The sequence below is a fragment of the Vibrio sp. L85 genome (genome assembly GCF_963871815.1).
In the GTDB taxonomy this organism is placed as follows: Bacteria; Pseudomonadota; Gammaproteobacteria; order Enterobacterales; family Vibrionaceae; genus Vibrio; species Vibrio harveyi.
The window spans coordinates 1-12,403 of the sequence record NZ_CAWMYL010000140.1 but is presented as its reverse complement, the minus strand read 5'-3'; the positions used below and the strand labels follow the sequence as shown (position 1 = coordinate 12,403).

The window sequence follows — 12,403 nt, the reverse complement described above, 5'->3', positions numbered from 1 at the left end:
AGAAAAGGAACGAAGAAATGATTATAAGAACTCGTCCGCGCCACCAGATAGCATGATCTCGCCAGCATCTGCCATACGACGAGCAATTGCCAGGATCTCTTTTTGCGCCGCTTCTACGTCTGCTACGCGAACTGGCGGCATTGCTTCGATATCGTCGCGCATCATCTCAGCTGCACGTTTAGACATGTTCTTGAAGACTTTCTCACGTAGAGAGTCGTCGGCACCTTTAAGTGCACGCTGTAGGACATCTTGAGGAACGTCACGCAGCAACTTCTGAATGCCTTGGTCGTCCACTTCCACCAAGTTCTCGAATACGAACATAAGGTCTTGGATTTGTGTCGCCATGTCTTCGTCTTGGTCGCGAATTTGCTCCATCAAGATACCTTCGACGTTGTTGTCTAGGTAGTTCATGATTTCTGCTGCTGCCTTCAGACCGCCAATCTTCGCGGCTTGCGCACCCGCTTGACCTGCGAACTGTTTCTCCATGATCTCGTTCAGCTCTGCCAGTGCCGATGGCTGAACTTCTTCTAGGTTGGCAATACGCATCATCAGATCTAGACGCACACGCTCTGGGAACTGAGAAAGAATTTCTGCAGACTGATCCGCTTCCAAGTACGAAAGCACGATGGTTTGGATTTGCGGGTGCTCGTTGACAATGATGCTTGCCACTTGGCGAGGGTCCATCCATTTAAGTGAATCCAGACCTTTCGAGCCTGTACCCAACAGGATTTGATCAACCAAGTTGTTTGCTTTGTCTTCACCCAGAGCAGCCACCAGCGCATTACGCATAAAGTCTTCGCTGCCCATACCGATGTTGGTGTATTTCTGGATGTCTTCTAAAAACGCGCGGTGCACACCAGACACTTTGTCTTGGCTTAGATCTTTAGCACGTGCCATCGCACTACCAACACGTTGAACTTGTTTTGGTTCTAAGTGACGAATAATGCCGGCGGCATCACCTTCATTCAGGCTGAGCAGCAAGATCGCCGCTTTTTCTTCGCCTGTCATGCTAGAGACATCAAACTCCGCAGGAACGCCTGCGCCGTTTTCATCTTGAGGTACGATATCGTTAGCCATTTTCGTTCATCCAGTTTTTCACAACTTGAGCGGCAAGCTCTGGCTCATTCGCCACCAGAGCGCGCACTGCTTTGAGTACATCTTCATCTTTGTGAAGGTTAGGTAAATCGATGCTTGAGCCAAACTCAAACAGTTCACCGCTTTCGATGTCGCTACCAATCAGGCTGGTTTCGCCATCCGCACCAATTGGCAAGCCATCTGGTCCGTACATTTCGTCTTCGTCGTTGTTGGCTGGGTTGAGCAGTTTCTTCATTGCTGGGCGAACCAGTACCAAGATAACCACGATGATCACTAACGCGCTTGCAAACCAACGAACCCAATCGTTGAAGTTTGGATGCTCCCAAATTGGTGGATCAACCATTTGCTCAAGCTCTGGTTCAGCAAACTTGACGCTCAGAACGTTGAGTAAGTCACCACGACTTTGATCGAAACCAACCGTGCCGATCAGAACTTGGCGAATTGCATTAATTTCAGATTCAGACAATGGTGTATAAGTCACTTCACCAGTATCAGGATTCACGGTACGGCGGTCTTTGATCGCAACAGAAACCGTTTGACGAGCCAGCGTACCGGTTTGCTTACGTTCATGACTGATCGTGGTATCAAGCTCAAAGTTACGCGTTGATTCTTTACGTACCGAACCCTGACCAGTCAATGTGCCATCTTTCATTTGCGCCACATCTTGAGGAATAGACGCATCCGCTGGCGGCTGGTTGCTCAATGCACCAGGGATGCCCGCGACCATGTTGCCATTGTTGTAATCTTCTAGCGCGTATTCGCTACGGGTTGCCGGAGTATTCGGATCGAAATTCTTACGGGTTTGCTCAACAGTACTGAAATCCATTTGGATATCCACCTGAGCGGTGTAGTTACCGAAACCCAAAATAGGCAAAAGCACAGAATCGATTTTCTCACGCAGGGCTTGCTCTTGGCTTCGCTCTAGCTCTTGCTCTTTACGACGAGCCGCAGACGCAGGGTCTTGAGAACCCGAGCTAAGCAGGCGACCGTGTTGATCAGTTACCGTAATACGAGAGGTCTTCATGCCCGGAACAGCACTCGCGACCATATCGACGATAGAATCCACTTCTTGCTGTTTAAGGTTCGCACCTGTGGAGAGCGTCAAAAATACCGAAGCAGACGCTTCTTGATTGTGGCGAACAAACACACTGTGTTTTGGCAGAGCAAGCAGCACACGAGCTTTACGTACCTGCTTCATCTCTTCAATCGCTTGAGCAAGTTGGCGTTCACGGCTGAGCTTCAAACGTTCTTGTTCCAAACGCTGTGATACACCAAAACCCATATCTTGCAACAGAATATCATCGCCCGCCGCCGTCGCTTGGTTTACACCAGCACGCACCATGCCGAGCTTGATCGAGTTATAGTCGCTCGCTTCTACCGAAATGGTATTACCATCTAGCTTGTAATTGATTTTTTGCTGGTCGAGGTAGTCCAGCACAGGGATCAGTTCTTCCGTTTCGTAAGCACCTAATGGGCGCATTTCCGGCTCTTTCACCCAGAAGAACAGCATCACGATCAGCGCAACACAGATAGAGATAGACAGCACTAACACGACCTGACGAAGTAAATCGAGGTCGCCTACTGCCATATCGAATTTTGACGCACTGCGCTCTTCAAGATCTGGGTTTTGGCTTTCCACATCCAGATCTGAGCCAGCAATCAGTGCACCATCTGCGCCGCCATCAGTGACGGTTAAATCTGTAGACTTGTCTGCCACACTTATTACCTAAATTACACTGGCATATTCATGAGATCCTTATAGGACTCAACGAGCTTGTTGCGGATTTGAACAGTGGCATCGAAAGCAACACTGGACTTGTTACGAGCAATCATAACGTCAGAAAGGGAAACATCGGCATCACCACGGTCAAAACGCGTTTGCAGGTCACCCGATGCTTTTTGAAGTGAGTTTACGTTATTGATGGCTTTTGTTAGGAGATCACCAAAATCTGCACCAACTTTCGCGCCTGTCGCCGTAGGAGCAGTGTTACTCGCTTCCACCATCATGGCGCGCATTTCTGCCTGAATACCATCAACCTTCATTGTCACCTCTAAGCCAAAAGTTTGACTATTAACTAAAACTGATTATTGACACAGCAATTACTGTGCCATAAGACAATAGTGCCGTAGTTTACCCACACTTTCGTCTTATGGCTATTTATGTGATTACTAAGCCGGAATATCGATACCAGCGTCACGCATTTTAGCAAGTTTGTAGCGCAGAGTTCGTGGGCTAATACCCAGTTTTTCTGCCATTTCTTTACGACGTCCGTTACATTCGATCAATGTTTCCAAAATAATGGCGTATTCTTGGTCACGGAGTTCCCCGCCTAGACCTTCGCCACCAGACGCTACTCGGTTGATTGGCTCAGCTTGTGCGACTGGCTTGACATCCGGTACGACCATTTCTGCATTCTGAACAACATGTTGCAGACTGTTTGCATCTTGCCAATCTACACCTTCTAGCAAAATATGTTCAGCATCTATGTCACCGTTTTCACTCAAAATCAACGCACGTTGAACCACATTATCCAGCTCACGAACGTTACCCGGCCATGGGTATTGAAGCAGCTTATCTAATGCAACTTGAGAGAACTTAGGCACAGGCATACCCATCTTGCTGCAATGGCGCTCAGCAAGATGCTGCGCAAGTGGCGAGATGTCACCTTTACGTTCGCAGAGTGCTGGCCATGCGATTGGGAAAACATTCAAACGGTAGTACAAGTCTTCACGGAAGTTTCCTTCTGAAACGTACTGTTTAAGATCGCGGTTGCTGGTTGCAAGTACGCGAACATCAAGCTTGATACTCTTACGACTGCCCAGACGCTCCACTTCACGCTCTTGTAAAACACGTAGTAACTTCGCTTGCAGACTCAAGTCCATCTCGCTGATTTCATCTAGCAAGATGGTACCGCCTTGTGCTTGTTCGAATTTGCCTGGACAAGCTTGAACTGCCCCAGTGAAGGCACCTTTTTCGTAGCCAAACAGCGTCGCTTCAAGCATGTTATCTGGGATCGCAGCGCAGTTAATGGCAACAAATGGACCATCTTTACGGTTTGAAGCGTTGTGAATGTAACGCGACATAACCTCTTTACCAGAACCGCTAGGACCTAAGATCATAACGTTGGCATCAGTGCGCGCTACTTTGTCAGCTAGAGCAAGCAGACGCAGACTTTTCTCATCTGCAACTACCGCGTCACCATTGTCGTCACTTTTAATTGGCGCGTAGCGACTTACCATGTTGAGCAAGACTTCTGGTGCAAATGGCTTCGCCATGTAATCAATCGCACCTTCTTTCATTGCCGACACGGCGTCTTCAATGTTTGCATAAGCCGTCATAAGCAGAACGGGCATATTTGGCCAATTCTGTTTGATATTACGGAGCAGCGCTAAGCCACCCATACCTGCCATCTGTACATCTGAAACCACGATGTCTACCGCGTTCGACTTCAGTTTCACCAAAGCGTCTTCTGCACAATCGGCTTCTAACCACTCATACCCAGCCAGAGCCAGAGTATCCACTAGGGCTTCACGAAGACCTTCATCGTCTTCTACGATCAGCACTTTGCTTTGCGCCATTATGATTCTCCAGTATGTGCTTGCACTCGCTCTAGCGGAATGCACATGGTAAAGCAGGCTCCATCACCCTGCTCTGAAATGAGTTCCAATCGACCGTCATGGGCACGGCAAACCATTTGAACAACAGCAAGTCCCAACCCCGTTCCTTGAGAACGCGTGGTAAAGAAGGGCTCCATAATTTTGGCTTGTAGTTCTTTTGGTATACCCGGTCCGCTGTCTTGCACAGAAATGCGCAGTTCACCGTTTACCGGGCGGAAAAAGACATCAATTTGCGATTCTTTGCCTGACATCTGAATCGCGTTCATCACTAAGTTACTCAATGCTGAAGCAATGGCATTCGCGTTACCTAATAGCTCAGTCTGCTCTTCCTCAACTTCTAGGAAGTAATCGATGCTGTTGTTTTTCAGTGCGGTTTCCACCATGGGCTGATATTCAGCCACCAGCTGAGCAATGTTAAATGGCTTAATGACTTTATTATCACCACCTTTGGCAAAAAGCAGCATATCATTAACCTGCTTCTCCAAATCGTGCAGTCGATCCATTAATTTGCTCTGAAATCGCTCTCTTGTCGCAGGAGGGAGATTCGGCGCACCTAAATTTGATGCATATAACATCGCACTTGATAAAGGCGTTCTAACTTGATGAGCGAGCGACGCCACCATACGACCGAGTGATGACAAACGTTGTAAGTCACTCACGCGAGATTGCAGTAAGCGGGTTTCTGTTAGGTCAGTGATCAGGATAAGCTGACCCGTCGCCGAGGCAGAGATAGCCAAACGCACTTTGCGACCATTGCGCAGTGAAATTTCATGACCATCATCTTCACGCGGATCAAAAACCGCTTGGATGATGTTGAACCATTTCTCGTTGACTAATGGAATCTCAAGAATTCGATGCGCTTCCGGGTTGGCTTCACGGACCACTCCGTGCGTGTCTAACAAGATCACGCCAGCCGGCATTACGTCCAGAACCTGTTTATAACGCTCTACCTGATTCTCTACTGAGTCTAAATGGGATTGGTTAGTGTTGTTGTCCATTCACTGCCTGTCGAATTGTCGCCACTTACAAACTAAAATAGCTTGGCAAGCAATTAGCGTACCAAGCTATTTTCTATATTTATCATAGCGTTATGCGAACGACAAGAAGTTGACACTAGGAAAATGGCGCTTTCGTTATCAGAAAAGATAACCAATCACCGTTGAAAGTGTGAACTTTGGCTATCAGATAAACCTAGCGCTGTAGGTTGTATTTACGCATTTTCTCAACCAATGTCGTACGACGCATACCGAGCATATCTGCCGCTCGCGCCACTACACCGCCTTGCGCTTCTAACGCTTGGCTGATCATGTTGACCTCCATATCGGCTAACAACTCTTTCAAGTTGACTCCTTCCGGTGGCAGTGCTTGAGGTGCATTCATGTTGTGGTCAAGATCGCTCTGCTCTTCAAAGCTGAAGTTTTCAGAGAAGATATCTTGGAATACATCACGCTCTTGCTCTTCCACTGTTGTGAATGGGTTCCCTTCAGGTTGGAACTCAGGAATATCACTGTAGCGGTATTTAGTCGGAAGATGATTCACGTCGACCAAGCTATTCGGGTATAGGATCACCATACGCTCAACAAGGTTAGCAAGTTCACGTACGTTACCTGGCCAGTTGTGTTCCATCAGCGAGTTGATAGCACGAGGAGTGAAGCAAATTGGTTGTCCGCCTTCAGCTTCAAGACGCGTCATTAGCTCTTGCAGCAGCAAAGGAATGTCTTGCTTACGCGCTTTTAGCGCAGGCATTTCAATTGGGAATACATTCAAGCGGTAGAAGAGGTCTTCACGGAACGTGCCATCGTCGATCATGGTTTCGAGATCACGGTGAGTTGCAGCTACAACACGAACGTTTACTTTGATCGTCGTATTGCCACCAACACGCTCAAAGCAGCGCTCTTGCAATACGCGCAACAGCTTCACTTGCATAGACATTGGCATATCACCAATCTCATCAAGGAAGATCGTGCCACCTTCTGCTAATTCAAAACGACCTTTACGTGCCGTTAAAGCTCCGGTAAATGCACCTTTTTCATGACCAAACAGCTCACTTTCTAAAAGCTCTGGTGGGATCGCACCACAGTTAATTGGCACAAACGGACCGTTGCGGTAAGCAGAATGATAATGGATATTGCGCGCCACCACTTCTTTACCTGTCCCTGATTCCCCCAAGATCAAGACGTTTGCCTCTGTACCTGATACTTGTTCAATCAAATGACGAACTTCTTGGATACCACGGCTTTGACCAACGAGACTGCGGAAAAGAGTGTTTTTGCGAGCACTTGCAACAACGTTCACACCTTTGCGACCAAGAAAGTCTTTGCAGTGACGTAACGCTTCGCTAAGTTGCGGGTAGTTTAGAGGTTGCTCTAATTCACCGACAAAATTTGGCAAGTCATCAACAGGCAATGGGAAAGAGCCCATGACGAGAAGAGGGATATGGTACGCTTCGTTGAGTTGTGTCATTACTGCTGTCGCAGCCTGACCGGCAGAGATGTTAGCCACAATACAACCTGACCAAACACTAGACCAGTCTACATCGCCTAGCTGATCAGAACTGACAGCTTCGCAACTTTCTCCAACAAATTCCAATATATTGCTTATATTTAAACGACTTGGTGCGTCGTCATCGATTACAAGCAGCTTTGCCAAACCTTGCATAAGTAAGAATGATTGCCTTTATTATGGGGTTGTTGCGGCCAGACCTTGATTTGCGCAATTGAGTGTCAGAAAAGGTGGGACCACTCTCAATTAACGATAGACAAAATAGGAAAATCAGCAACAAAAAAAAGCCATTAGGGCCACTAATGACTTCTATTTTATTTGAATAAAAAAATAAGGCAACCAAGCAATAAAGAGGTGTGAGCTTGATTGTAACTTTGCTGAACGACTTGATGTGCAATCAGACACAATACCCTACCAAATCAGTAAGGTATTGTTTTCTTTATTAAATGCCTACTTCTGCAGCAGTTAGGTTGTGGAACTCAGTTGGGATCTGGTCCCACGCTGATTTGATCTCACGGATGATGTCGATAACGTCGTCGATCGGTTGAGGATCGTTTTGGTGGTTCGCGGCAGAAATCTGAGTGATCATAAACTCGTAAAGTGAATCTAAGTTTGAAGCAATGTCACCACCATCGTCCATTGAAAGGCAGCTGCGTAGCGCAATAATGATGTCTAACGCTTTACCTAGACGCTCGCCTTTTGCTGGAATGTTGCCTGCTTGCATTGCTGCTTTACCTTGGATCAGACGCTCAATCGCACCTGCCATTAGCATTTGAATGACTTTGTGCGGAGACGCCGCACTCAGCTGGCTGTCGACTGATACCTTTTTGTATGCTTGCAAAGAACCGCGCATAGTATTCCTCTTTTATATAAATTTTTTGTACTGCTGAAGCGAACGCTTACCATAACGGAACTTATGTAGCTCTTTACCAACGTTCGTGGTTTCGTTTTGCATCAGCTCAACAATTCTTTTGGTACGAGTGAGCAAGTCTTGCCACTCTGCTTCCTGCTTCACCAACGGATTGCTCTCGACAATGGGTAGCAGGTTTTGCAATAACCGTTCCCTGATATCGACCAAGCGAAGAATTTCTTCAGCATTAAAGTCGACTTTTTCTAGTTCTTGCGCAATTAGTTGATCAATATCACTAATTTCAATGAGTTCACTTCGCATCTATTGACCCAACGCGTTCATCAATGCGCCCAACTGCCCTTGCATCTTACCCGTGGCATCTTGCATAGCGGCAAACTTAGCGTGGGTGCGTTTTTCAAGGCTATCCATACGGCGATCTAATGCCGCTTGGTCATCACCTAAACGATAGTTCTGCTCAGTTAAGCTTTTTTCACGAGTACGAATACTGCCAGTAAACCCTGTAATGCCCTGAATCGCGTCTTCCACGCGTTTGGCAAAACCGGTATTACCGCCAAAGAACTTTTCCAACTCGTTAAAGTTGCTGTTCAACTGGCGATCCAGCATGTCGTAGTTAATCTCTAATGTGCCCTGGCGTGTGGTCGTGATACCGAACTCAGTCAGGGATTTTAAATCTTCTGGTGCTTTGTCAATCGCCGTTGAGAATACCGCTTTCAGCCTCGCATCGGCATTACGCACTGTACTGTCGCCCGCAAGCGGTCCTTTCTGACCAGTGGTAGGGTCAACACTCGATAGTGCTTTCGATGTTTGGTAGAACGAGTTGTAAGCAGAGACAAAGTTTTCAATGTCATTACGCACGCTGCCGCGGTCGTATTCTACGCCGATTTCAGCAGGAGGTTTACCTACTTCGGACTTGCCTTTAAGGGTCAAGTTGACACCTTCAATAGCATCTTCAATCACGTTGTTGTGACTAGATAGCTGTGCAACGCCATCAAGCATCACTTGCGAGTCTTGCCCAGCTTGTACTTCCATCATGCCCGAGTACGCTTCAAAAGACTTCTCTGCTTCTGCGATTTTGGCTTCTGCTACGTCTATTTTTTCAAGACGTTCGCGCTCCTCTGGCTCAAGCTTGGCTCGATGAATTTGTTTTGCTTGCGCTTCAGTTAGCTCACCTCGTTCAACCTTTTGGTCAAGCTCTTGTTTTTCATCCGCAATCTTTTGCTCAATTTCCGCTTTTTCTTGTTCGAGCTGTTGTTTCGCTTCTTTCGTTGTTACGTATGAATCGGTGAGTGTGCCTGAGGCGGTGTTATCCCACCCAGGAACATCTGGCGCTTTCTCAATCGCTTTCTCATCCAGTTCGAGTTCCGGTGGACGGTAAGAATCGAGAAGTGTTCCTGAAGCCGTTTCAGTCCAACCGGGAATACTGTCTTGTGGGCGCATACTTGCACGCTTGTTAGCGGCATCAATCGCTTCTTGTCCAGCTTTCGCCGCAGCAGCGCCGGATGCAGAGATCGGTTCATCGGATGCGCCATCTTGCGCACTTTCTGCCGCTTTTTGTTCTTCAGGAGGTATAGGATTGCCGTCTGCATCCACCTGTTCTGGTTGGTCTGCATCGGTTGTTGATTCTGGTTCTTTTAGAGGTCCAAGTACGGCTTCAGCCGCTTCACGAGCTTCTTCAAGCGCGTTCACTCGGTCTTCTAGAGTTTTGTATTCGAAATGTTTCAGCGGGTTACCTGCATCGGCATCCACACTGACTTTAATTTGATGGTCCTTGCCCGATAGATTCGAAGCAAGGATCAAACGCGGCCCTTCTACGTCGTTAATAACGGAAGCACGTACGCCAGGGTTATCCTTAGCGCCGTTAATTCCACGAACGACATCAACTAGCTTAGAACTAGAACGGACATTAACGTCGAAGGTGTCATCACCAAGAGAAATCTGCAGCTTACCAGGTCCAAACTTAGCATCTTCTGGCAAAACGTCAGAAGCCACTTTATGACTCTGTGCAAGCTGCAACACATCGATAGCATACTTACCGGCTATAGCGTCTGTTGTTGCGGTCGCAGATACCACTGCATCGTCGGTAGTATCTACCGTACGAACAGCAAAAGCCTTCTCCTGACGAAAGTTCGTCATGAGATTCTTCATCGTATCCAACGATTCTCTGAGTCGCCCGTAGGCACTGATGCTGGCGTCAATTGTCGCACGCTCGTTGTCGATGCGTTGCTGCTTTGGCACACGCTCGGCATCCACAATTTTGCTGACCATGGAATTGATATCCATGCCGCCAGACATCCCCAAAGGGCCTAAACTCATCAAATCACCTCAAAAACGACTTACACCTTTTCAACTAACAAACCGCTGTTAGCTGTGTGTTCAGCTAGGCGACGCAAAACCACTAGCATTTCTTCATCAGGAATTTGACGAATAACATCACCGGTTGTGGCTTCGTATATCGTCACGACGTCTCGACCCGATTCTTCATCAACACGAAACGCCACTCCCTTATTCATGGCGTCGACAAATTCATTCATTTGCTTAACCATTTTTTCGCGTTCTTCTCTGTTCAGCTCTTGGCGGGTATCCGCCATTTCAAGTGCAGCTTGAACAGAGAGATCGCGTTCGGCATCGTTCGCTTTTACAGGCGAAGCGGTACCGTTTGAACTTGCTGTGCTAGGCGCGCCTACGCCATTTTCTTTAGCAACTTTTGTGCCACTCGGTGTGCCGTAAGGCTGGATGTTCGATGTGTAGGAGGATATTTCCATTACAATCTCCCTTCCACCTTATGGGCTAACGATAGGTCTATCGCTTTGGTGACGTAATCACTAGGCTGAGTCGACCCGATTAGCCCAACAAGCTTAGCGCTGCAGATGGTGACTGCTTCGCTTGAGCCAAGATTGAAGTACTTGCTTGTTGAAGGATTTGCGACTTAGTCATTGCCGTTGTTTCCTTCGCGTAGTCAGTATCTTTAATACGGCTGTTAGACGCATTAACGTTCTCGTTAATGTTGTCTAGGTTGCTGATAGCGTGGTTGAAACGGTTTTGGAATGCACCAAGAGACGCACGTTGGCTGTCTACTGATTTTAGTGCGCCATCAATGATAGCTACCGCTTCTTGAGAGCCTGCAACGCTTGTTACGTCGATGTCTTTAACCGTTACGTCTTTTGCGTCACCGAAGCCGATCTCACCCGCTAGGTTACCAGAGAACTCAACGTCACCCGTTACTTTTTGAGAAGAAGCAAATACTTGTAGTTTGCCATCTTCACCAACAGACGCTTTTACATCTTCGCTTTGACCGTTGATGTAAGTCGCTAGCTGCTCAATATCGTCGCCTTGTTTTGCTTGGACAGTAAGCTCTTGCTCTTCGCCTTGCTTGTTGGTGTACGTCATTTTAAGTTCAGTTTTATCGCTCACTGTCCATGACGCATCTTTACCGTCTTCTGCTGCGTAGCTCTTACCGCCCATTGCAGAAGTATCAGAACGTAGGTTACCCATAGAAAGCATTACTGCTTCACCAGAGTCCGCACCGATTTGGAAAGATTGAGTACCGTAAGTACCGTTTAGAAGCTTGTTACCACCGAAAGAGGTTGTTTCAGCGATACGGTTTAGCTCGTCGTTAAGCGCTGTTACTTCTTCTTGGATCGCTACACGTTCTGATTTTGAGTTCGAACCGTTCGCAGATTGAAGCGATAGGTCACGCATACGTTGTAGGATGTTGGTAGATTCATTCATTGCACCTTCAGCAACCTGTGCAATAGAAATACCGTCGTTCGCGTTTTTCACAGCCATGTCTAGACCACGGCTCTGTGCGTTCAAACGGTTAGAAATCTGTAGACCTGCAGCATCATCTTTCGCGCTATTGATTTTATAACCCGAAGACAAACGCTCCATTGATTTTTGTTGACCTTCAGCCGCTTGGTTTAGGTAACGCTGTGCGGTCATCGCAGAAACGTTAGTATTAACGTTAATCGCCATAATTGATCTCCTTAAGGCTTTAGTTGATGCACCGTCGTGTCTCTCACCTCACTTAGGTACATCTCATTTCTCTCAGTCCCTTTAACGGCGACCTATAAATATCCTTTAGGAGAAATTTTCAATTTTTTGCGATTATTTTCTTTAGCTTACTGAAGTGTGATGAATCTCTAATATTCAATGGGTTGGCTAGCTGCTGGGTTATTAATCTAAAACAGGCAGAAAAAAACCCAGCCGAAGCTGGGTTTACTCGCTCATCTCTCACCACGAGCCAATGAGGTTCTTGCCTTTAGGTTAAAAATTAACCTAGTAGGCTTAGCGCTGAGTTAGGCGCTTGTTTCGCTTGCG

General features: G+C 47.1%; 11 protein-coding genes. All 11 read right to left on the bottom strand.

Annotated features, from left to right (window positions below):
- Positions 1 to 21: 21 nt before the first annotated feature.
- Positions 22 to 1,077 carry a flagellar motor switch protein FliG gene (gene fliG, locus AACR11_RS13870; protein WP_005448366.1) on the bottom strand — a complete coding sequence of 352 codons (1,056 nt, stop codon included), beginning with the start codon at positions 1,075 to 1,077 and terminating at the stop codon, positions 22 to 24.
- Entirely contained in the window at positions 1,070 to 2,812 is a 1,743-nt protein-coding gene (fliF, locus tag AACR11_RS13865; protein ID WP_005448365.1) for a flagellar basal-body MS-ring/collar protein FliF, read from the bottom strand. The genes fliG and fliF overlap by 8 nt, the downstream gene beginning before the upstream one ends.
- Positions 2,813 to 2,826: 14 nt before the next feature.
- Positions 2,827 to 3,138, bottom strand: coding sequence for a flagellar hook-basal body complex protein FliE (gene fliE / locus AACR11_RS13860; protein WP_005448364.1), 312 nt, complete (start codon positions 3,136 to 3,138; stop codon positions 2,827 to 2,829).
- A 126-nt stretch (positions 3,139 to 3,264) separates the two neighbouring features.
- Entirely contained in the window at positions 3,265 to 4,674 is a 1,410-nt protein-coding gene (locus AACR11_RS13855) for a sigma-54-dependent transcriptional regulator (protein ID WP_005448355.1), read from the bottom strand.
- Positions 4,674 to 5,711, bottom strand: coding sequence for a sensor histidine kinase (locus AACR11_RS13850; protein WP_005448353.1), 1,038 nt, complete (start codon positions 5,709 to 5,711; stop codon positions 4,674 to 4,676). The genes AACR11_RS13855 and AACR11_RS13850 overlap by 1 nt, the downstream gene beginning before the upstream one ends.
- A gap of 193 nt (positions 5,712 to 5,904) precedes the next feature.
- Positions 5,905 to 7,371, bottom strand: a complete 1,467-nt coding sequence (locus tag AACR11_RS13845) for a sigma-54 dependent transcriptional regulator (RefSeq protein WP_005448351.1) — start codon at positions 7,369 to 7,371, stop codon at positions 5,905 to 5,907.
- Between the two features lie 286 nt (positions 7,372 to 7,657).
- The gene (gene fliS, locus AACR11_RS13840) at positions 7,658 to 8,068 is read right to left on the bottom strand and encodes a flagellar export chaperone FliS (protein WP_005438665.1); all 411 of its coding nucleotides are present in this window, start codon (positions 8,066 to 8,068) and stop codon (positions 7,658 to 7,660) included.
- A gap of 12 nt (positions 8,069 to 8,080) precedes the next feature.
- The gene (locus tag AACR11_RS13835; protein WP_005448349.1) at positions 8,081 to 8,386 is read right to left on the bottom strand and encodes a flagellar protein FliT; all 306 of its coding nucleotides are present in this window, start codon (positions 8,384 to 8,386) and stop codon (positions 8,081 to 8,083) included.
- Entirely contained in the window at positions 8,387 to 10,399 is a 2,013-nt protein-coding gene (fliD, locus tag AACR11_RS13830) for a flagellar filament capping protein FliD (protein WP_005448347.1), read from the bottom strand. It abuts the gene before it with no gap.
- Positions 10,400 to 10,419: 20 nt separating this feature from the next.
- Positions 10,420 to 10,848, bottom strand: a complete 429-nt coding sequence (gene flaG / locus AACR11_RS13825) for a flagellar protein FlaG (RefSeq protein ID WP_005448345.1) — start codon at positions 10,846 to 10,848, stop codon at positions 10,420 to 10,422.
- A 79-nt stretch (positions 10,849 to 10,927) separates the two neighbouring features.
- Positions 10,928 to 12,058, bottom strand: coding sequence for a flagellin (locus AACR11_RS13820; protein WP_005448343.1), 1,131 nt, complete (start codon positions 12,056 to 12,058; stop codon positions 10,928 to 10,930).
- Between the last annotated feature and the right edge of the window lie 345 nt (positions 12,059 to 12,403).